22 protein-coding genes are annotated in these 19,405 nt (G+C 72.2%); 5 read left to right on the top strand and 17 right to left on the bottom strand.

The features are described from left to right. Complete coding sequence (locus tag ACWEV3_RS09200) at positions 1-1,062, bottom strand: alkene reductase (RefSeq protein WP_452613369.1); 1,062 nt, start codon at positions 1,060-1,062, stop codon at positions 1-3. A 59-nt stretch (positions 1,063-1,121) separates the two neighbouring features. Here ACWEV3_RS09200 and ACWEV3_RS09195 point away from each other — a divergent pair, with 59 nt between their 5' ends. After that, complete coding sequence (locus ACWEV3_RS09195; protein ID WP_452613368.1) at positions 1,122-1,478, top strand: MerR family transcriptional regulator; 357 nt, start codon at positions 1,122-1,124, stop codon at positions 1,476-1,478. Positions 1,479-1,496: 18 nt separating this feature from the next. Here ACWEV3_RS09195 and ACWEV3_RS09190 read toward each other — a convergent pair whose 3' ends face one another. The 7 genes from ACWEV3_RS09190 to ACWEV3_RS09160 all read right to left on the bottom strand — a co-directional run bounded on the left by ACWEV3_RS09190 (position 1,497) and on the right by ACWEV3_RS09160 (position 4,989). Next, positions 1,497-2,045: a YbaK/EbsC family protein gene (locus ACWEV3_RS09190; RefSeq protein WP_452613367.1), complete on the bottom strand. Its 549-nt coding sequence runs from the start codon at positions 2,043-2,045 to the stop codon at positions 1,497-1,499. A gap of 42 nt (positions 2,046-2,087) precedes the next feature. Further along, positions 2,088-2,783 carry an alpha/beta fold hydrolase gene (locus ACWEV3_RS09185; protein WP_452613366.1) on the bottom strand — a complete coding sequence of 232 codons (696 nt, stop codon included), beginning with the start codon at positions 2,781-2,783 and terminating at the stop codon, positions 2,088-2,090. A gap of 38 nt (positions 2,784-2,821) precedes the next feature. Then, a complete protein-coding gene (locus ACWEV3_RS09180) occupies positions 2,822-3,106 on the bottom strand; it encodes a DUF2516 family protein (RefSeq protein WP_452613365.1) in 285 nt (94 codons plus the stop codon). A 48-nt stretch (positions 3,107-3,154) separates the two neighbouring features. Further along, a complete protein-coding gene (locus ACWEV3_RS09175; RefSeq protein WP_452613364.1) occupies positions 3,155-3,802 on the bottom strand; it encodes a hypothetical protein in 648 nt (215 codons plus the stop codon). A gap of 5 nt (positions 3,803-3,807) precedes the next feature. Continuing rightward, entirely contained in the window at positions 3,808-4,212 is a 405-nt protein-coding gene (locus ACWEV3_RS09170; RefSeq protein WP_093269388.1) for a helix-turn-helix domain-containing protein, read from the bottom strand. Positions 4,213-4,360: 148 nt separating this feature from the next. Beyond that, the gene (locus tag ACWEV3_RS09165; protein WP_452613363.1) at positions 4,361-4,747 is read right to left on the bottom strand and encodes a VOC family protein; all 387 of its coding nucleotides are present in this window, start codon (positions 4,745-4,747) and stop codon (positions 4,361-4,363) included. A gap of 14 nt (positions 4,748-4,761) precedes the next feature. Then, on the bottom strand, positions 4,762-4,989 hold the full coding sequence (locus ACWEV3_RS09160) for a hypothetical protein (protein ID WP_452613362.1): 228 nt from the start codon (positions 4,987-4,989) through the stop codon (positions 4,762-4,764). 98 nt (positions 4,990-5,087) lie between these two features. On the opposite strand from ACWEV3_RS09160, the gene ACWEV3_RS09155 reads away from it, so the two are divergent. Beyond that, positions 5,088-5,630 (top strand): CGNR zinc finger domain-containing protein, encoded by a 543-nt coding sequence (locus ACWEV3_RS09155; RefSeq protein WP_452613361.1) that lies wholly within the window; start codon positions 5,088-5,090, stop codon positions 5,628-5,630. A gap of 45 nt (positions 5,631-5,675) precedes the next feature. On the opposite strand, the gene ACWEV3_RS09150 is transcribed toward ACWEV3_RS09155, so the two are convergent. Continuing rightward, complete coding sequence (locus tag ACWEV3_RS09150; RefSeq protein WP_452613435.1) at positions 5,676-6,884, bottom strand: DUF445 domain-containing protein; 1,209 nt, start codon at positions 6,882-6,884, stop codon at positions 5,676-5,678. 196 nt (positions 6,885-7,080) lie between these two features. Here ACWEV3_RS09150 and ACWEV3_RS09145 point away from each other — a divergent pair, with 196 nt between their 5' ends. Next, complete coding sequence (locus tag ACWEV3_RS09145) at positions 7,081-8,250, top strand: pyridoxal phosphate-dependent aminotransferase (protein ID WP_132489879.1); 1,170 nt, start codon at positions 7,081-7,083, stop codon at positions 8,248-8,250. Between the two features lie 15 nt (positions 8,251-8,265). On the opposite strand, the gene ACWEV3_RS09140 is transcribed toward ACWEV3_RS09145, so the two are convergent. From ACWEV3_RS09140 to ACWEV3_RS09125, 4 genes are all read right to left on the bottom strand, one after another. Then, positions 8,266-10,887: a CHAT domain-containing protein gene (locus ACWEV3_RS09140; protein ID WP_452613360.1), complete on the bottom strand. Its 2,622-nt coding sequence runs from the start codon at positions 10,885-10,887 to the stop codon at positions 8,266-8,268. Next, positions 10,884-11,357, bottom strand: coding sequence for a hypothetical protein (locus ACWEV3_RS09135; protein WP_452613359.1), 474 nt, complete (start codon positions 11,355-11,357; stop codon positions 10,884-10,886). The genes ACWEV3_RS09140 and ACWEV3_RS09135 overlap by 4 nt, the downstream gene beginning before the upstream one ends. Beyond that, on the bottom strand, positions 11,354-11,938 hold the full coding sequence (locus tag ACWEV3_RS09130) for an RNA polymerase sigma factor (RefSeq protein WP_358576027.1): 585 nt from the start codon (positions 11,936-11,938) through the stop codon (positions 11,354-11,356). Before ACWEV3_RS09130 ends, ACWEV3_RS09135 begins: the two co-directional genes overlap by 4 nt. Positions 11,939-12,026: 88 nt before the next feature. Then, positions 12,027-13,151 (bottom strand): S8 family peptidase, encoded by a 1,125-nt coding sequence (locus tag ACWEV3_RS09125; protein ID WP_452613358.1) that lies wholly within the window; start codon positions 13,149-13,151, stop codon positions 12,027-12,029. A gap of 267 nt (positions 13,152-13,418) precedes the next feature. Between ACWEV3_RS09125 and ACWEV3_RS09120 the strand changes: the two genes are divergently transcribed. Further along, positions 13,419-14,135 (top strand): hypothetical protein, encoded by a 717-nt coding sequence (locus ACWEV3_RS09120; RefSeq protein ID WP_452613357.1) that lies wholly within the window; start codon positions 13,419-13,421, stop codon positions 14,133-14,135. A 257-nt stretch (positions 14,136-14,392) separates the two neighbouring features. Here ACWEV3_RS09120 and yczR read toward each other — a convergent pair whose 3' ends face one another. After that, on the bottom strand, positions 14,393-15,838 hold the full coding sequence (gene yczR / locus ACWEV3_RS09115; protein WP_452613356.1) for a MocR-like transcription factor YczR: 1,446 nt from the start codon (positions 15,836-15,838) through the stop codon (positions 14,393-14,395). A gap of 82 nt (positions 15,839-15,920) precedes the next feature. Between yczR and yczE the strand changes: the two genes are divergently transcribed. After that, complete coding sequence (yczE, locus tag ACWEV3_RS09110) at positions 15,921-16,547, top strand: membrane protein YczE (RefSeq protein ID WP_452613355.1); 627 nt, start codon at positions 15,921-15,923, stop codon at positions 16,545-16,547. Positions 16,548-16,745: 198 nt separating this feature from the next. Here yczE and ACWEV3_RS09105 read toward each other — a convergent pair whose 3' ends face one another. The 3 genes from ACWEV3_RS09105 to abc-f form a co-directional block, all read right to left on the bottom strand. Continuing rightward, positions 16,746-16,952: a hypothetical protein gene (locus ACWEV3_RS09105; RefSeq protein ID WP_093269367.1), complete on the bottom strand. Its 207-nt coding sequence runs from the start codon at positions 16,950-16,952 to the stop codon at positions 16,746-16,748. Positions 16,953-16,993: 41 nt separating this feature from the next. Then, the gene (locus ACWEV3_RS09100; protein ID WP_452613354.1) at positions 16,994-17,626 is read right to left on the bottom strand and encodes a maleylpyruvate isomerase N-terminal domain-containing protein; all 633 of its coding nucleotides are present in this window, start codon (positions 17,624-17,626) and stop codon (positions 16,994-16,996) included. Positions 17,627-17,716: 90 nt separating this feature from the next. Continuing rightward, the gene (abc-f, locus tag ACWEV3_RS09095; RefSeq protein WP_452613353.1) at positions 17,717-19,360 is read right to left on the bottom strand and encodes a ribosomal protection-like ABC-F family protein; all 1,644 of its coding nucleotides are present in this window, start codon (positions 19,358-19,360) and stop codon (positions 17,717-17,719) included. Between the last annotated feature and the right edge of the window lie 45 nt (positions 19,361-19,405).

Raw genomic sequence — 19,405 nt, 5'->3', positions numbered from 1 at the left:
CTACCGGGGCGGGGCCGCCGGGTAGTCGGTGTAGCCCTCGGGGCCGTTGGTGTAGAGGCGGGTTTCGTCGATCTCGGCCAGCGGCGCCCCGGTGGCGATCCGGTGCGGCAGATCCGGGTTCGAGATGAAGAGCCGCCCGAAGGACACCAGGTCCGCGCGGCCCTCCTCGACCAGCGCCGCCCCGGCCTCGGGCGTGGTGGGATGCCCGAACCCGGTGTTGCCGATCAGCGTTCCGGTCCACCGTGGACGGAGGTCCCGCAGGGCCGGGTAGCGGCTGTTGTCGGTCAGGTGCAGGTACGCCAGGCCGAGGGGTTCGAGCGCGTCGACGAGCGCCCGGTACACCGGGGCCGGGTCCGCCTCGATGAGCCCGGTCAGCGGATTTCCCGGCGACAGCCGGATTCCGACGCGGTGCGCACCGATCGCGTCCGCCACCGCCTCGGCCACCTCGACGGCGAACCGGATCCGGCCGCGGCCGCCGTACCGGTCGGTTCGGATGTTGGTGTTGTCGGCGAGGAACTGGTGCAGCAGGTAGCTGTTCGCACCGTGCAGCTCGACCCCGTCGAAACCCGCTGCCACGGCCTTCCGCGCCGCAGCAACGTGTTCGTCGACGACCTGCGATATGTCCACAGTGGTCATCTGACGCGGCACCAGGGCTGGGACCTTGCCGTCGGCCGTGTGGAGTTCGAAATCCGCGCGCACCGGCGACGGCGCGACCGGTCGCAGGTCGCCGAGGTTGTTGTCCGGATGGGCCAACCGGCCCGCGTGCATGAGCTGCGCGAAGATCCGGCCGCCTTCGCCGTGCACGGCGTCCGTCACCGCGCGCCAGCCCTCGACCTGTTCGGGGGAGACCAGACCCGGGCCGTGCAGCGCGCTTTGACCTTGCACGCTCGGCCAAATCCCCTCGGTCACGATCAGCCCCGCCCCGGCACGCTGCGCGTAGTACTCCGCCACCACCGGCTGCGGGACACCACGGGCATCGGCGCGGAAGCGGGTCATCGGCGCCATCACGATCCGGTTCGACATCGACAGCGATTCGTACGGCTTCAGCAGCGAGTTCGTCATGCGGACCACGCTAGAATCTCACATGCATGTCAGATTCCACCGATCGTGACGGAGCGCACATGAGGATCGGCGAGCTGTCCCGCCGCACCGGGGCGAGCGAGCGCGCGCTGCGCTACTACGAGCAGCAGGGGCTGCTGACGGCCGCCCGGACCCCGGGCGGCCACCGCGAATACGCCGAGTCCGACGTGGGCAAGGTGGCGCTGGTGCAGCGGCTGATCGGGGCCGGCGTGTCGAGCGCGAAGATGGCGGAGATCTTCCCGTGCGTCTTCGGCGGCCACTCCAAACCCACCGTCGAGGTGGTCGCCGACCTCTGCCAGGAACGGGAGCGGATCAACGGGATGATCGACGATCTCGTCGCGTCGCGCTCGATCCTGGACGACATGATCACCGAAGCCCGGGTCGCCGCCGGCGTGTGACTCCGGGACGTGAGCGGTTCAGCGGCCGAGGCCCTCGAGGACTTCTGCGCCCGGGAGCTGCGCCAGGAGCTCGCCCGGCGTGATGATCTTGCTTCGCCGGACACCGCTGCCGACGACCACGGCCGGGGCCCTGGCCACCTCGGAATCCACCAGGATCGGCCAGTCGGCGGGGAGCCCGAACGGCGTGATCCCGCCGTACTCCATGCCGGTGAGCCGCACCGCGTCGTCCATCGGCGCGAACGACGCCTTGCGCACGTCCAGCCGCCGCTTGACCACACCGTTGACGTCGGCACGGGTCGTGGCGAGCACCACGCACGCGGCGTAGCGCACCTCACCGGCCCGCTTGCCCGCGACCACCACGCAGTTCGCCGACAGCTCCAGCGGCGAGCCGTACTTCTCGCAGAACTCGGCGGTGTCCGCCAGATCCGGGTCGATCTCGGTCGCCCCGATCCGCTCGTCGTCGAGCTCGCGAACCGCGGCCGCGACCGGCTCGGCGAGCAGTTCGAGGCGCTCCAGCGCCGACGTGACGTCCAGCGTTCCAGCCGCCGCAGACCAATCAACACCCATGACCAGACAATACGAATCCCGCCGGAGCTGCCCGACGCGGGTTCAGCCCAGGAAGCCCACCAGCAGGCGGCGCAGCTCCCGGCGGTGCGTGAGCATCGGCGCCGGGGAGGGCAGGACCTCCAGCCGCGCGCGGGCGAAGGCCGCGGCCACCGCCTTGGCGACCTCGGCCGGGTGCAGCGGATCGTCGGTGGCGCCGATGACCAGCACCTCCGACCGGACACCGGCCAGCACGGCGGCGTCCGGCACCGGAACCTGCTCCGGCAGCTCGCGCAGCGCGTCTTCCAGCCGCAGCAGCGCCTCGGCGCGGCGTTCGACGTAGTCGCCGACCTCCACGCCCTCGGGCAGGTCTGCGGCCACGGTCTCGCGCAACGTCTCGCCGCCGGCCGCGACCGCCGCCGCGAGCCGCTCGAAAGCCCAGGTCGCGGCTACCTCTCGCGGCCTGTCCAGGGCGGCGGGCAACAGCAGCGCCAGCCGCTCGAACCGGTCCGGGTGCTCCGCGGCGATGCGCGTCAAGGCGCCGGCTCCGAGCGAGACGCCGACAGCGCGGGTCGCCTCGACCTCGTCCGCCACGGCGAGGACATCTGCCGCGATCGAGCCGTAGTTCCAGTAGTCCGGCGGCGCGTCGTCGGCGCTGCCGTGGCCCGGGAGCGCCAGGACGACGCGGGTGCCCGGCAGCCCGGAGGCCGGGATGCGGGCTTCGCCTTCGGTCGCGCCCAAACCGTGCACGACCAGCGTCACCGGGGCTCCGCGGCCGTGCGCCGTCCAGCGAGCCCCCACTACCAGGACCGCCCCTGGACTTCCTTCACCTTGGGCCGGACGTCGACGATGTAGACCAGCGAGGCGACCAGCCCGGCGATCCAGATGATCGTGAACGGCCCCAGCGTGCTGAAGATCAGCACGAGCGCGGCGACGCCCGTGATGCCCATCCAGGCCAGCTTGTTCAGCTTGTCCACGGCGGTGAAAGCGTCCGCGCGCTGCGACGCCGCGTGCACGAAAGCGAAAACCCCGACCGGGATGCCCGCAATCCAGATGATCGTCAGGATCCAAAGCGCCAGCTCCACATGCACACCCTACGTGGTCGCCGGCGCGGTGGGCACCCTGCCGGACCGTCAGCTCTCGCTGGACTTGCTGGTCGGGGACTTCTTCGCGGCGGTCGACTTGGTCGTGGTCTTGCGCGTGGTGGTCCGCGCGGCCGTGGTCTTCGCGGCGGGCTTGGCGGCGGGCTTGGCGGCGGGCTTGGCGGCGGGCTCGGCGGCCTTCGGCTCCTCGGCGGCCGCTTCCTCGGTCTTGCCGAACGGGCGGCTGACCTTGCCGAGCACGTCGTCGGCCAGGTCGCGGACCTCGTCGACGGTGTCCTCGACCTTGCCCTGCGCGGTGCCCACCTGGTCCCAGACCTTCTTGACCTGCGGCTGGTCCTGCAGCCGGTGCAGCGTCTCCTCGCCGCGCTCGGCCAGGTAGTCGTAGAGGTTCTTCGCGGTCTGGCTGTAGGCGTCGACGCGCTTGCGCAGCTCGGCCGGGTCGAACTTGTCGCGCAGCTCGCCGAAGTCGCCGGGCAGGTCCTGGCGCGCGGCCTCGGCGCGCTCGTTGAGCTGGGTGCGGACCTTGTTGACCGCCTCCACGAGAGCCTGGGCGGCGAGGTCACCGGCGCCGAGCGCGGCGAGCAGCGGGGTGCGGGCCTGCTCGACGGCCTCGCCCAGGGCGTGCGCGGCCTGCTCGCGCACCTTGTTCACGTCGTCGGTCTTCGGGAAAGCCGGCATGGCGGTCACTCCTCGGGTTGCTCGGTGTCCCCGTCCGCCGCGGTGTCGTGCTCCCGCCGGAACGAGGCGTAGATGTCCAGAAGCACTTGTTTCTGCCGCTCGTTGAGCTCCGGGTCGGCGAGGATCGCGTCCACCACCGGCCCGCTCTCGCGGCGCTCCAAGATCCCGGCCTGCACGTAGAGCGCTTCGGCGGAGATCCGCAGCCCCTTGGCTATCTGCTGCAGGATCTCCGCGCTGGGCTTGCGCAGCCCGCGCTCCACCTGGCTCAGGTAGGGGTTCGACACGCCGGCGAGCTTCGCCAGCTGCCGCAACGAGATCTGGGCGTTGTTGCGTTGCGTCCGGATGTAGCTGCCGAGGTCGCTGACCGCCTGGTTGACGGCCTTGTTGACGGCTTTGTCCACGCGTTCCATCGGGCTAGCACCTTTCCGGTCACCAACCACGATACGCATGAGTGCTAACTCTTGCAAGCACCCTGCTTGCACTCGATCGGGCCTGCCCGACGACAGCACTGCGGCCTCGCCGTCGCCACTACCGACGGCGAGGCCGCAGACGCGATGATCAGCCCGGCGGGGCGCACAAGCAGAACGGGTGCCCGGCCGGGTCGGCGTAGACGCGCCAGCTCGCGTCCTGCTGGTCGGGCGGCTGCGGCAGGGGCGTCGCGCCCGCCGCGATCGCCTGCTCGTGCCCCTCCGCGAGCGTCGACACCCTGATGTCCAGGTGCATCATCTGCGGCACCTCCCGGCTCGGCCAGGTCGGCGGCCGATAGCCCGGATCCCGCTGGAAGCCCAGCCCGGCACCGCCGGCCGGGTCCGCGAGCTCGACCCAGTCGTCCTCGGTCTCCGATTCGTCGATCTCCCAGCCCAGCAACCGCCCGTAGAACTCGGCCAGCGCCCGCGGGTCCGGGCAGTCGATCGCGAAGGCGACCAAGCGCAAGGTCGTCGTCATCGTCATTCCTTTCGTCAGCAGTTGAGGCAGCCGCGCGGGGCCGGACCGGGATCCACCGCGGCACCGGGTCTCAGCGCCGCCGTCACCGAGGCCCACCAGTTGGCGAACCGGTCGAGCCCCGCGGGACGGAGCCGGCCCCCTTCCTTCAGCGCCCGGTCGATCTCGGCGCCGCGAACGGCGCGCGCAGTCAACTCGCGGCTGCTCTCGGAGTACCCGTACGACTCGATCTGGATCGGATTCACCGTCACACTCCAACCTGTCAAACACGTTCACCGGTTACTAACCGGTGTAGTGATTATGTTGGTTACATGAGGTCGGCACAACCCCCTATTGGCTTACGATGGTGTTCGTGAACAGCAGAGCTGTCGCTCCGGAGGTGGATCGCCCGTCGGCGCCGGAGGGCGTCGAACTCGACTTCGACCACGACATAGAGCTGGTCCTGGCCTTCCTGAACACCTGCGACGCCGAGAAGGGCACCGAGATCCTGGACGATCCCGGGCAGTGGCAGCAGTGGTGCATCGACCAGGGCCTGGGCAAGGCGCCGGGCGTCGATGCGGCGCGGGAGATCCGGGACGCCATGCGCACCGCGGTGTCCTGCGGCGTCCGGCCGCAGGCGGGCTTCGAAACGGCCTGGCCGGTCCAGGTCCGGTTGCACAACGGCGTTCCTACGCTGACCGGCGGCGATGCGATCGGGAGCGTGCTGGTGGCCGCGGCCAGGCTGGTGCACACGGGGCGCTGGGACCGGATCAAGATCTGCCCAGCCGACGACTGCCTGTGGGCGTTCTACGACCGCTCCCGCAACCGTTCCCGCACCTGGTGCTCGATGCGCGTGTGCGGCAACCGCGAGAAGGCCCGCTCCTGGCGGGAACGCCACACCGGCTGACACCCCGGTGGTTCCGCCGGAGACCGGCGGAACCGCCTGCGGCACTCAGAGGAACAGCTGGGAGAGGGTGTAGATCAGCAGGCCGGCGAGGGCGCCGACCACGGTGCCGTTGATGCGGATGAACTGCAGGTCCCGGCCGACCTGGAGCTCGATCTTGCGGGACGTCTCCTGCGCGTCCCAGCGCTCCACCGTTTCCGTGATCAGCGTGGTCAGCTCGTCGCGGTAGTTGGACACCACGTACACCACGGCGCCCTCCACCCAACCGTCCACCTTGGACTGCAGCTCCGGCTCCTCGACCAGCCGGCGGCCGAGCGAACGCAGCCCTTCGCGCACCCGCACCCGCAGCTCGCTCGACGGGTCCTCGGCCGCGTCGAGCAGCATCTTCTTGGCGGTGCCCCATGCCGAGGAGACGAGGTTCTGCACCTCCGGGTGCTCCAGCACCTGCTGCTGGATCTGCTCGGCCTTGGCCATCGTCTTCGGGTCGTTCTGCAGGTCGTCGGCGAACTCCACCAGGAAGCGGTCGACGGCCTTGCGCATCGGGTGCTCCGGGTCGGTCTTGACCGCCCACGCGAACGACAGCACCTCGGCGTAGATCTTGTCGGCCACGATGGTGTCGAAGAACTTCGGCGACCACGACGGCGCGCGCTGGCTGACCACGCGCAGCACGGTCTCGTGGTTGTCCCGCACCCAGTCGTAGGCCCGGTCGCAGATCAGGTCGACGAGCTTGTGGTGCGAGCCGTCGGCGAAGACCTGGCCGAGGATCCGGCCCAGCGGCGGCCCCCAGGGCTGGGCGAGCACCTTGCGCACGACCGCCTGCTCCAGCACGGCCTGCACGTCCTCGTCCCGCAGCACCTGCACGGCGCCGCGCACCGCCGTGGCCAGCTCCGAGGTGACCCGCTCGGCGTGGTCGGCGTCGTCGAGCCAGCCGCCGAGGCGGCGGCTGATCTCCGCGCGGCGCAGCTTGTCCCGCACCACCTGCTCGGCCAGGAAGTTCGAGCCGACGAAGTCGCCGAGGCTGCGGCCGATCATGTCCTTGCGGGTCGGGATGATCGCGGTGTGCGGGATCGGCAGGCCCAGCGGCCGCCGGAACAGCGCGGTGACCGCGAACCAGTCCGCCAGCGCACCGACCATGCCCGCCTCGGCCGCGGCCCGCACGTACCCCACCCAGGCACCGGCGCCGGCGTTCTCCTGCCAGTGGGCGATCACGTAGATCAGGGTCGCGACCAGCAGGAACCCACCGGCCACCGCCTTCATCCGCCGCAGGCCACGGCGCTTGTCACTGTCGGTTTCCGCTGTCGGCTGCACATACCGATTGTGGCAGCGCTTGAAGAGCGCCGACGCGTCACGGCGATCCGGCGGCGGCCGCAGGCCCCGCAGCACCCGCTGGTCACCGACCACAGCGCGAGACGACCGAGCGTCGCACCGGCAGTTTCGACTACCCTGCGGAAACGTGCGTACTCCTGCCCTCACCAGCCGGTTGCGGCCCTTCACGTCCACGATCTTCGCCGAGATCACCGAGCTCGCCCGGCGGACGGGCGCGGTCAACCTCGGGCAGGGCTTCCCGGACACCGACGGTCCCGCAGGCATGCTGCGCGTCGCGCAGGAGGCCATCGCCAACGGCGTCAACCAGTACCCGCCGGGCGCCGGCGAGCCGGACCTGCGGGCCGCGATCTCCGAGCACCGCCAGGCGCGCTACGGCATCGAGCACCGCCCCGAGGACGAGGTGCTGGTCACAGTAGGCGCGACCGAGGCGCTGACGGCCGCGATGCTCGCCCTGGTCGAGCCCGGCGACGAGGTGGTGCTCGTCGAGCCTTACTACGACTCCTACCCGGTCGCCATCGCGATGGCCGGCGGGGTGCGCCGGACCGTCGCGCTGCGGCAGGGCCCCGACCACCGCTTCGAGCTCGACGTCGAGGCGCTGCGCGCCGCCGTCGGGCCGCAGACCCGCGCCCTGGTGCTGAACTCGCCGCACAACCCGACCGGCACCGTGTTCACCGACGCCGAGCTGGCCGTGATCGCCGAGGTCTGCCGCGACAACGACGTGATCGCCATCACCGACGAGGTCTACGAACACCTGATCTTCGACGGCCGCAAGCACCGCCCGCTGGCCACCCTGCCCGGCATGGCCGAGCGGACGCTGTCGATCTCCAGCGTCGGCAAGAGCTTCAGCGCCACCGGCTGGAAGATCGGCTGGATCTGCGGCCCGGCCGAGCTCGTCGCCGCCGTGCGCGCGGCCAAGCAGTTCATGACCTTCGTCGGCGGCGCTCCGTTCCAGCCCGCCGTCGCGCACGCCCTGCGCAACGAGCTCGACTGGGTCGATCGGTTGCGCGACGACCTCCAGCGCAAGCGGGACCGGCTCGCCGGCGGGCTGACCGAGGCGGGCTTCGACGTGCTCGCCAGCGAGGGCACCTACTTCATCTGCGCCGACGTCCGGCCGCTGGGCTTCGAGGACGGCGCCGAGCTGTGCCGCTCGCTGCCGGAACGGATCGGGCTCGCCGCGATCCCGGTGCAGGTCTTCTGCGATCACCCGGAGGACGCCAAGCACCTGGTGCGGTTCGCCTTCTGCAAGCGCGACGAGGTCCTGGACGAAGCGATCCGGCGCCTCCACAAGCTCCGCTGACGCGGCACGTTCCGGTCATCGACCACCTCCGTACCCGAGGCAGACGAACCCGGTTTCGCCGTGCTCCGCTTGGGCCTCCGCCAGCGCCGCAGCGGCGGGGCGGCCCGCGCGGAGCGCGCGGTGCAGCGACGTCATCACGCCCGCCGTGCGCTCGTCCGGGACCGGCACGACGCTGGCGATCACCGTCGCGGTGCCGCGCCCGAGGAGCGTGGTCGCCAGGCCGCTGAGCTGGTCGCCCCGGCTGACCGCCGACCGGCCCACATCGCAGGCCGACAGCACCACCGTGGTGGGGCCGCGGTGCAGCCGGTCCAGGTCGTAGGCGTACAGCGGCCCGTCGGCGAGATCCACGCACGACAGCAGCGGTTGGTCGTCCCGGAACCGGCCGTGCGCGGCGATGTGCACGATCGCCGCCCCGTCCACAGTGGATAGGACTCGCTCCGAGATCGCCTCGGCGCCCACCAGCAGCCGCCCGCCCGCAACCGCGTGCAGACCCTCGACCTCCCGCTCCGCGTGCTCCAGGCCGGGGCCCGCGACCCACACCGGCGCACCGGCCTGATCGGCGCTCCGCGAGTCTGATGCGCCGCGCAACCAGCACCGCAAGGACGGGCTCACGGTCACGCTGCGCCCGCGGCACGCCGGTAGCGCCGCCCACGGCAGCACGTGCAGGCGCCCGGTCGGGATCACGACGAGCTGCCGACCTCGTTCGAGCGCGGGCAGCACCGGCGCGAGCAGCTGCGCTTGCAGCTCCTCCGCCTCGCGGCGCGCGCTCATCTCGAAGACCGGCGCCGCGCTCGGCGCGGTGCCCACCGCCTGCCGCGCGAGCAAGTGCCGGAGCCGGGCCGCGTGGCCTTCCGCGTTCACCTCCGGACCGAGCACGTGCAGCCGGACATCACCATCCACAATGGACACCGCGAACAGCCGATCCCCGTGGGAGAAGAGGCTGAGCAGCACGGAATCACCGAGCTCCGCGATGACGTCGTCGATGCCGCCGGGCGCCTGGAGGCCGCTGGTGCGGCCGCGCACCAGCATCGCGCGGTGGCGCACCTGCTCCTCCAGCTCCGCGATGGTGGCCAGCGCTCGCTTCGGGTCGCGGCTGCCCTGCGCCTCCAGCACCGCGGCGCGCAGCCGCACCAGCGCGGAGTTCAGCCTCGAATCCGTCGGCGGCCGCAGCACCCGGCGGTGCAGCGCGCTGCACCGCGACCGCTCGGTCCAGCGCAGGACCAGCCGTGGATCGCCCGTGCGGAGCGCAGCACCGACCGCGATGTCGCCCAGCTCGCCCGCCAGACCGAGGGCGTGCACCCGCAGCTCGAAGGCCGCCATCCCGGCCGCTTGGCCGTCAACGGCCTGCAACCCGCCCCGGCACGCCGCGAACACCCGGTCCACATCGCCGTCCTGGTCGGCCAGCAGCGCTTCGGCCAGCCACCCCAGCGCCCGATGTTGCGGAGGCCCCGAGAGCTCGTCACGCAGCGGGACGCACAGCGCGAAGAGCTTGCGGGACAACGCGTGCATCCCGGCGCGGGCAGCACTCCGACCGGCGATGAGCCGCAGCTCGGCCGCAGGCCCGATCCACCCGGCCTCCTCGCACGCGGCGGCGGCTCGCCGCGCGGCCCCGAAGGCGTAGCGGGAGCACTGGCCGCCGCGCAGCTTCGCCTGCCACGCGATGGCCGTCGCCAACGCCGCCCACGCCGGGCGCCGCTGAGCGCGGAACAACTGCCGTGCGCTGCTCGCGGCCTCGGCGGCGGCAGCCGCATCGCCGTCCCGCAGCGCGCAGCCGGCCAGCGCCAGCCGGGTTTCGGCGAGCCGACCGGCCCGGCCACAGGCGGCCAACCGGTCGGCCGCGTGCTCCATCGCCGCCCGGGCCTCGCCGCGCAATCCGGCCGCCGCCAACGCCTCCGCCCGGTCCACCAGCGCCTCCGGGTTCGACTCGACGTCCAGCCCGGCGGCCACCGCCTCCTCGAACAGCCGCAGCGCACGCGGCAGGTCACCGGCCCGGAACGCGACGCAACCGCGGTTGTGCAGGCAGCCCGCCGCCCGTGCGGTCCTGCCGTCCGAGGCGAAAACCCGTTCCGCGGCGGCAAGATCCGCCTCCGCCGCGGCCAACCTGTTGGTGTACAGGTTCGCCAGGCCACGCCCCAGCAGCGCGTTCGCCCGCCAGCGCCGATCGTCGCCCGCCGACAGGCTCCGCAACGCCCGGCTCAGCTCCGCTATCGCCTCGCGGTGCTGGTCGCTCTGGCAGTGCAGGAGTCCGCGCAGGCAGGCGGCCCGGGTCTGGTCCGCAGCGGGCAGCGACGGCTCCGCCGCCACCAGCTGCGCCCAGCTCGCGCTCGTCGCGCCGCGCTCCATCTCGATCCACGCGAGCGTGAGCCGCAGCTGCGCGGCCCGCTCCGGCTGCCCGGTCCGGTTGGCCGCGGCCAACCCGAGGCGCGCGTGCCGCTGCGCCTGCCGCACCTTCCCGCGTTCGACCGCGGCGAGCGCCGCGATGTGCCGGGCGAGCACCCTCAACTCCGCGTCGCCGGTGCCCGACAGCAGTTCCTCCGCCTTGCGCATGGCCGGCTCCGGTGCCGCGCCGGCGTTGTCCCGCCACCACAGCGCCGCGGTGATCTCATCCGGCGGTGCCACCGCCGTCCCGGCGCTCAACAGACCAGCCAATCGGCGACGGCGGGCGCCGACCGGAGCGGCCGGAACACCACGCTGATCGGGCCGCGGGGCACGTCGGCCACCCGGAACGCGCCGTGCTCGTCCAGCGGGCCCGCGCATTCCCCGGCCGGATGGCGGAGCACGACCTCGCCCGCCGGCGGGGCGTGGCCCGCCCGGTTCAGCACCATCCCGGACGCCCGGTACTGGCCGGTCACGGTCGGGACCAGGTCGATCTCCAGCACCCGGCCGGGCATCGCGAAGGTCAGCACCCGCGGCTCCGGCCGTCCGGACCGGATCCTCGCCGGCGACTCCGCCGAGTCGCCGACGAGCTCCAGCGCCATCTGGTCCGGGTGCGGCGAGCGCCGCGCCATGGCCGAGTACGCGCCCGCCAGGGCGTGCTCCGGAATCGGGTCGCAGGACTGGAACATGTCGCGCAACCGCCACAGCTCCGACGGCATCCACCGGCTCATCCCGCCACCTCCTCCGGGACGTCGGCGGCCAGCATGAGCCGCCGCAGCTCCGCCAGGCAGCGGCTCTTCTTCGGCCCGATCGTTCCCCTCGGCATCCCCAGGGCCTGGCTGACCTGGGAATAGGTTGTCTCCGGCGCGACCGCCAGCACCCGCAGCAACTGCTGGCAGCGCTGCGGCAGCTGGGCGAACGACTGCGCCAGCCGCGAACTCGTCATGGCCCGCAGCACCTTGTGCTCCGGGTCCTCCGCGTGGTCCGGCGGCCCGAGATCGCCGGAATCCAGCCCGACCGGCGATTCCCGCCGCCGCGCCCGGCGCAACCGCATCGACTCCCGCCGCGCGGTGGTCACCAGCCACCCGGACAGCGACTCCGGTTCGCGCAGCCGCCCCAGGTTTTCCGCCAGCAGCAACCAGGTGGCCTGGTAGATGTCCTCGGCGTCCGCGTTGTTCGTCGTGAACGCCCGCGACACTCCCCAGACCACCGGCGCGTTGCGGTCCACCAGTTCCTGCCACGCCTGCTGATCACCGGATGCCGCGCGGCGCAACAGCACCGCCGACGTCCGGGCCTCCCCGACCTCGTGCACGACCAAGCACCTCTCCCCGTTCGGCGATCTTCTTTCCTCCCGCGTAATAAGAGGAAGCAGAGGTGCTCGTAGATTCACTTCGCGCCGATTACCGCTCGAACGGGTAATGCCGACGAGCAAGATCGCGTGCCTCGTTCGGATTCAGGTCGTCCCGCAAGGCGTTCGCAGCTGCGGCGGCCACCTGCGGCGCGGCGAACGACGTCCCGCTCCAGCGCGCGTAGCCGAATCGGCGATCGCCGCCGGGAGTCATCCGCACGAAGCTGCTGGCCACATCCACCCCGGGCGCGGCGGCATCGACCCACGGTCCGGAGTTGGAGAACTCGGCGACCGCGCCGTCGGCCCCGGTCGCTGCCACCGCGACCACCGAAGGCAGCGCCGCAGGCCAGAACGGCCTGGTCTGCGCGTGATTCCCAGCGGCGGCGACAACGACGGTGTCCGGCCAGTTGCTCAGCTCCTCGCGCAGGATCGGCGGGCACTCGTCGTCCGCGGTGTGACAGCCGGCGGTCAGCACGGCAACACCGATGCGTTCGCCGCGCGCCTCGGCCGACCGCCGCAACGAACGTAGTCCGATCGCGACGGTGCAGTCATCGGTGAACCCGAGCGACGAAAGCACCCGGCGCGCACGGATCACCGCGCCCGGCGCGTGTTGCAGCACCACGCCGCTGACGAACGTGCCGTGGCCTGCCTGGCGGTCCTGGCCCGCGTCGCCGTCGGCGTCCAGCACCTCCGGCACTGCCTCGAACCACGGCCGGTCCTGGAACCACGGGTGCGGGTCGCACCCGGTGTCCAGCACCCCGACCACGACCGGCGGATCCCACTGCTGCGACGGCGGTTCCGGAAGTGCCGGGCCCGCCTGCGCATCCGCCCCGGTTCCCCACATCACCGGCATCCCGTACATGATCGAGCAGCCGAAGTGCACGTGGTTGGCGGCGACGCCCGCCTCCCGGGCGAGATCGACGCACCGGTCCCGCTCCGCGCCCCGCAGCCGCACCCTGGCCAGCAGCAGGTCGTCGTCGTGCTGCACGTCGTCGACCCAGCGGCGGTAGCGGTCGAGGACCGGATCCAAGTCGCTCGCCGGCGCGACGAGCTCGCCCCGCCGCACAAGGCATTCGCCGCTGCCGCCGGGATCGTGCAGCAGCAGATCGTGCCCGTGGGAAGCCCAGAACTCCTGGAGTTCGCCGATGCTCAGCCGGATTTCGCGCGCTTGATCCACAGCGGACACTGTGCCGGGCACCCGATCTGTCCACTGCGGACACGCCGTCGCCGGCCGCCGACCTCACCCGGACGACGACGCCGGAGATCTTTCCTGGTCGCCCGATTCCGTGGAGAATGCGAGGGCGACCGCCGCACCCGTCGCGGTCGATGCCCCGAAACCGCCACCTCAGGTGGTTGAATGCTCACACCGCGCCGATCACCCCGGCGCACCCGACGCCAGCGCCGCGCCCGGCCGCGCGGACCCGACCGACAGGCGGTGGTGACCGTGACGGGAGCCTGCGCGCAGCGCAGTCCCTGGTCCCGGCTCCGCGCGCTCGCGACGCGGGCGGCGTTCATCGGCGGCCTGGGCATCGGCGGGTGGCTCGGCATCACCGGCGCCGCCGAGGCAGTCGAGCTCGATCCTCCCCGGGTCGAGGTGGAGCAGGTCGTCGTCGACCTGGTGGCGAAGCCCGACGCCGAGCTCGATCCGGTGGCACGGCCCGTGGTCGAGCCGCCCGAACCGGCAGCACCCGCGATCGAACCACCTCGAATCGACCGCCCGGTCACGCCGATCGGCGAAGCCGACCAGCCCACCGCCATCGCCGACGACACCGACGATGTCCCGTCGGCTCCGGCGACGTCCGCGCCACCACCGCACGAGCGCGCCGCCGCGCCGGCCACCGACGACAGGGCGGCTCTGCTGCCGAAGCGGTCGCCGGTACCCACCACGGCGGCCCGGACCCTCCCGGAACCCCGGGCCCCGGCCGCCTCGTCCCACATCACGCCACCGACCAGCCCGGCGCCGGAACCACCGGCGCCCCCGGCACCGGCCACATCGCTGTCCGCAGGAACGACCTCCTGGGGCGGCGGGCTGCGAGGTCAGCTGGCGATCCTGCCGACCGGCCCCGACCAGGCCGGATCGGCCAACGCCGGCGTCGCCAGCCCGGAAGACCGGTCGGCGACCGGCGTCCCGTCATTCGAACCATCTACGTCGCCCGACTGACGCTGCACCGAGCCGCTCCGGCGGCAATCCTGGGGAACGTTCGCACCCACCAGCTCCGAGCCGGCCGTCTGCGCCCGGCCGGATCGGAATCGGGGCGCCCCGGCCTGTCCCCCGGCAAAGTCGGTGACCTGCCGGAAAGCCGAGGACTGGGCCCCCGGAGCCCCGGTGCCGCAATGCCCCTGCGGCACCGGGGCGGCGCCCGAGGTCGAACCGCCCGTCGGCACGACGAGGGGCCGTGCCGACGGGCGGTCGGCTGTTCAGGCGAGTGGCGCCGTCAAGGCGGTCGGGCCGGGCCCGTCCGGCATCGACGACGCCGCCGCCGCGAGACGGCGGATCGCCTCTTCCAGCTGATCGCCCGGCAACGTGTACGGGACGCGCACCCAGCGCTCCAACGAACCGTGCACCGAGAAGCGCACTCCCGGCGCCACCCGCACGCCGTGCTGCTCCGCAGCCACCGAGAGCCTGCTGCTGACCGGTGCGCCGATGTCGCACCACAGCGAAAGGCCGCCGTCCGGGACGCGGAAGCGCCAGTGCGGCAGGTGTTCGCGCAGGGCCGCGATGAGGTGGTCGCGGCGCTCGATCGCCTCGGCGCGCCGGCGCTCCAGCAGCCGGTCGGCGTCCCGCAGCAGCTCCGCCAGCACCAGTTGTTCGAGGACCGGGCTGCCGAGGTCCACCGCGGCGCGGCCGACCACCGCGCGCTGCACGAAGTCTTCGGACGCGCGGATCCAGCCGAGCCGGAGGCCACCCCAGAACGACTTGCTCGCCGACCCGACCAGCAGCGCCCGATCGGTGAACGAGGCCATCGGCAGCGGCGCATCGTCGCTGGTCAGGTCGATCTCGGCGAGCGTCTCGTCGATGACCGCGGTGGTGCAGGTGCGCGCCAGCTCCCGGGCGAGCCGCTCCCGGCCGGCCGCATCCAGCCGGATTCCGGTCGGGTTGTGGAAGTCCGGGATCAGGTACGCCAGCCGCGGCGAGGTCTGCCGCAGGCTCGCGGCCAGCAGCTCCAGGTCCCAGCCGTCCGCGACCATCGGCACCGCCACCGGGGCGACGTTGAGCCCGCGGATCGCCTCCAGCGCGTTCGGGTACGTCGGGTGCTCCACGAGCACCCGCTCGCCCGGCGACACCAGCATCCGGAGCAGGAGGGCGAAGCCGTGCTGCGCGCCGCTGGTGACGAGGATCTGGTCCGGGTTGGTCGGCAGCCCCCGTTTCGCGTAGCGCTCGGCGATCTGTTCGCGCAGCTCCGGCAGCCCGTGCGGCTGGTAGCCGTGGCTGGACAGCTGCTCGGCGAACCTCAGCCGCGCCTGATCCACCGCGGCGCACAGCTCCGGCGGCGCGCTCGGCGTGGCCTGCGCGAGGTTCAGCACCTCGCTGTCCGCGGCCGGGAACCACCCGCCGTGGGATTCGTTGCCGCGATCCCGGTCCGGCAGCTTCACCCACGATCCGGCCCCGCGCCGGCTCGCCACGAAACCTTCTTCGCGCAGCCGGTCCAGCGTGCGCGCGACCAGCGTCCGGCTGACTTCGAGGGCGTCGGCGAGCTCGCGTTCCGCCGGCAGCCTGGTGCCCGGCGGCAGTCGCCCGTCCAGCGCCAGCTGCCGCAGCGCCGCGGCCAACGCCTGGGATGACGGGCGCGCCGTGCCGTGCCAGGAACCGAGCAATTCGACGAGCTTGTGGCCGTGGATGTGCGCGGACGGAGTGAACGACATGTGACCAATATAGTTCAATTGGCTATCGACTTTAAGTCCAATAACAGGCTAGAAAGTCCACATGGCGTCAACATCAGCCCCAGTGGACCTCTCACCGCTCCCATTCCGCACCCGGCCGCTGCTCCGGTTCGGGCAGCTCTTCTGCGGCCTGGTGCTCTTCGGCGCCAGCATGGGGTTCATGGTGCGGGCCCAGCTGGGCCTCGACCCGTGGGACGTCCTGCACGAGGGCCTGTCCGAGCGGCTCGGCTGGAGCTTCGGGGCGGTCACCGCGCTGACCGGCGTGGCGGTGCTGCTCGCCTGGTTGCCGCTGCGCCAACGGCCCGGCATCGGCACGGTCGCCAACGTGGTGGTCATCGCGTTCGCGGTGGACATCACACTCGCCGTGACACCACCGGTCGACGCGCTACCGGGGCAAATCTTCCTGATGGCCGCCGCCATCGTGCTCAACGGAATCGCGACGGCGGTGTACGTCGGCGCGCGGCTCGGCCCGGGCCCGCGGGACGGCCTGATGACCGGCCTGCACGCTCGTACCGGCTGGTCTGTGCGCCTCGTCCGCACCGCCATCGAGCTCAGCGTCCTCGCCGCCGGATGGCTGCTGGGCGGCACCGTCGGCGTCGGCACCGTGCTCTACGCGTTGGCCATCGGGCCGCTGACCCAGTTCTTCCTCCGGTTCGCGGCGGTCCGGGAGAAAAAAGATCTCTGCCCCTAGAGACATCTCGGATACCACGAAGTAGCATGGACGCCGTCCACCTGACCCCCAGGGGTGGACCTTGACGCCCCCGCACTCCCGGTAACCCCCAGGCCGGTTGAGCGCGGGGGCGTCCCTACTTCTCCGGACCATCAGCGCTGTTCAGGACGTGGTTCTGCGGGGCCGCAGCCCCGCCACCGCCACGCAGGACGAGCCCTGTCAGGCCGGCGGGTGGAGGCCGGAGAGGTGGCCCTTGCCGCCGCACTGCGGGCAGGTCCGCCATTCCGCCATGGTCATGCCGGTCTGCATGTCCTCGGTGGCCTGCACGACGTAGATCCGCGGCTCGCTGAGCTTGCGGAGTCCGCCGCAGGTGAAGCACAGCGCGTTGGGGCCGCCCGCCAGGTCTGGCTCCTCGTTGTCCGGCATGCGCCGATCCTTCCACGCCCCGGAGCCCGGCCGATCCGCGGTCAGATCGCGGCGATCGTGTCAGGTGCGCGCTCCGCCCGGCTCAGCGCCCGCAGCACGGCCGTCTGCCCGTGCCGCCGCACCGCGAGCTGCGAGAGCAGCGCGAGCACGTGGTCGTAGACCTCCGGCGGCAGCTCCGGCGTGGCAATGCCCACGCTCGACGCCAGGTCGTCGGAGTGCACCGCGATCTCCATCATCCGGGTGATCAGGAAGTCGTCGATGTGCAGCACCCGCCGGGAGAACGCCACCGACCGGTCCACCGGCGTCGCGGGCAGGGCCGAACGAAGATCTCGAAGGGCCGAGTCGACCTCGGCGACCAGGGCCGCGGCCCCCTCGGTCGCGAGGTCCTCGCCCATCTCCCGGAGCCGGACGTTGACCTCCGCGTTGACGTCGGCGCCGATCCACTCGCTCTGCGCGTAGTAGCCGAGGAGGGGCACGGGTCCTTCTTCCGGTTCCGCGGCGGCGAGCACCCTGGGAACGAAGAGGACCTGCGAGGCCAGGTGCCCGGCCAGCCCACGGACGCTGAACTCCGCCAGGGCGCTGGGCTGGTCCCACGCAGCCGCGACCGCCGGATCGCCCAGCACCTTCGCGGTCGATGCGGCTGCCTGCAGATAAGCCTCTCGGATCTTGCTCATCCCAATCCCTTCCCGATACCGACGCCGTTGATCAAGCTATCGGCCGGGTACGACACCGGGACGACCAACACCGGGCGAGCAGGCGAACGCTCACCCCACGAGCTCGGTGAGCTTCCCGCCCGCCATCTCCAGGCGGCGGTTGGTGCGCACCGCGTCGAGCATCCGGCGGTCGTGGGTGACCAGCAGGAACGTGCCGCCGTAGGAGTCCAGCGCCGACTCCAGCTGCTCGATCGCGGGCAGGTCGAGGTGGTTGGTCGGCTCGTCCAGCACCAGGAGGTTGACGCCTCGCCCCTGCAGCAGCGCCAGCGCGGCCCGGGTGCGCTCGCCGGGCGACAGCGTGGCGGCCGACCGCAGCACGTGGTCGGCTTTGAGGCCGAACTTGGCGAGCAACGTGCGGACCTCGGCGGTCTCGGTTTCCGGCACGGCCGCGCAGAACGCGTCGAGCAGCGACTCCGAGCCGTGGAACAGCGCGCGGGCCTGGTCGACCTCGCCGACGACGACGCCCGAACCGAGCACGGCGGTCCCCGCGTCCAGCTGGATCCGCCCGAGCAGTGCGCCGAGCAGCGTCGACTTGCCCGAGCCGTTGGCCCCGGTGATCGCGACCCGGTCCGCCCAGTCGATCTGCAGCGTCACCGGCCCGAACGAGAAGTCGCCGCGCCGCACCTCCGCATCGCGGACGGTCGCGACGACCGCGCCGGAGCGGGGCGCCGCGGCGATCTCCATCCGCAGCTCCCACTCCTTGCGCGGTTCCTCGACGACGTCGAGCCGCTCGATGAGCCGTTCGGTCTGCCGCGCCTTGGCGGCCTGCTTCTCGGTGGATTCGGAGCGGAACTTGCGGCCGACCTTGTCGTTGTCGGTGTTCTTGCGACGGGCGTTCTTGACGCCCTTCTCCATCCACCCGCGCTGCATGCGGGCGCGCGCCTCCAGCGCGGACTTCTTGTCGGCGTACTCCTCGTACGAGTCCCGCGCGTGCCTGCGCGCGACATCGCGTTCCTCCAGGTAGGAGTCGTAACCACCGCCGTAGAGGTTGATCTGCTGCTGGGCCAGGTCGAGTTCGAGGACCTTGTTGACGGTGCGGGTGAGGAACTCGCGGTCGTGGCTGACGACGACGGTGCTGGCGCGCAGCCCGCGCACGAAGTCCTCCAGCAGCTCCAGGCCCTCCAGGTCGAGGTCGTTGGTCGGCTCGTCGAGGAGGAACACGTCGTAGCGGGACAGCAGGAGCGAGGCGAGCCCCGCGCGGGCGGCCTGGCCGCCGGACAGCGAGGTCATGGCCTGGTCGAGTTCGATGATCAGGCCGAGCGAATCCGCGACCCCTTCGGCGCGCTCGTCCAGGTCGGCGCCGCCGAGGTTCAGCCAGCGCTCCAGGCTCGCGGCGTAGGCGTCGTCGGCCCCGGGAGCGCCTTCCGCGAGGGCATCCGCCGCCGCATCCATCGCGCGCTGCGCCGCGGCGACGCCGGTGCGCCGGGCGAGGAACTGGGCCACCGTCTCCCCGGGCTTGCGGTCGGGCTCCTGCGGCAGGTATCCGACGGTCGCGGTGGGCGGGGAGAGCCGCAGCTCGCCCTGCTCCGGGTCGTCGAGCCCGGCGAGGAGCCGCAGCAGCGTGGACTTCCCGGCGCCGTTGGCGCCGACGAGCCCGATCACGTCGCCGGGCGCGACGACGAGGTCGAGCCCGGTGAACAGGGAGCGATTGCCGTGGCCGGCGGCGAGATTCGTGGCGACGAGGGTTGCAGACATCAGGTCGCCGAGAATAACAACCGGCGCCCGACGCACCTGCCGCGA

This window comes from Saccharopolyspora sp. NPDC003752 (assembly GCF_053605825.1).
The sequence above is the reverse complement of the archived record's forward strand: the minus strand, read 5'-3'. Positions and strand labels throughout refer to the sequence as shown.

Coding starts and splice junctions, on each gene's coding strand:
- ACWEV3_RS09100 (WP_452613354.1), bottom strand. CDS start 17,626: ATGAGCAAGATCCGAGAGGCTTATCTGCAGGCAGCCGCATCGACCGCG.
- ACWEV3_RS09195 (WP_452613368.1), top strand. CDS start 1,122: ATGAGGATCGGCGAGCTGTCCCGCCGCACCGGGGCGAGCGAGCGCGCG.
- ACWEV3_RS09175 (WP_452613364.1), bottom strand. CDS start 3,802: ATGCCGGCTTTCCCGAAGACCGACGACGTGAACAAGGTGCGCGAGCAG.
- ACWEV3_RS09190 (WP_452613367.1), bottom strand. CDS start 2,045: ATGGGTGTTGATTGGTCTGCGGCGGCTGGAACGCTGGACGTCACGTCG.
- yczR (WP_452613356.1), bottom strand. CDS start 15,838: ATGTCGTTCACTCCGTCCGCGCACATCCACGGCCACAAGCTCGTCGAA.
- ACWEV3_RS09165 (WP_452613363.1), bottom strand. CDS start 4,747: ATGACGACGACCTTGCGCTTGGTCGCCTTCGCGATCGACTGCCCGGAC.
- abc-f (WP_452613353.1), bottom strand. CDS start 19,360: ATGTCTGCAACCCTCGTCGCCACGAATCTCGCCGCCGGCCACGGCAAT.
- ACWEV3_RS09170 (WP_093269388.1), bottom strand. CDS start 4,212: ATGGAACGCGTGGACAAAGCCGTCAACAAGGCCGTCAACCAGGCGGTC.
- ACWEV3_RS09155 (WP_452613361.1), top strand. CDS start 5,088: ATGGTGTTCGTGAACAGCAGAGCTGTCGCTCCGGAGGTGGATCGCCCG.
- ACWEV3_RS09105 (WP_093269367.1), bottom strand. CDS start 16,952: ATGCCGGACAACGAGGAGCCAGACCTGGCGGGCGGCCCCAACGCGCTG.
- ACWEV3_RS09135 (WP_452613359.1), bottom strand. CDS start 11,357: ATGAGCCGGTGGATGCCGTCGGAGCTGTGGCGGTTGCGCGACATGTTC.
- ACWEV3_RS09200 (WP_452613369.1), bottom strand. CDS start 1,062: ATGACGAACTCGCTGCTGAAGCCGTACGAATCGCTGTCGATGTCGAAC.
- ACWEV3_RS09150 (WP_452613435.1), bottom strand. CDS start 6,884: ATGAAGGCGGTGGCCGGTGGGTTCCTGCTGGTCGCGACCCTGATCTAC.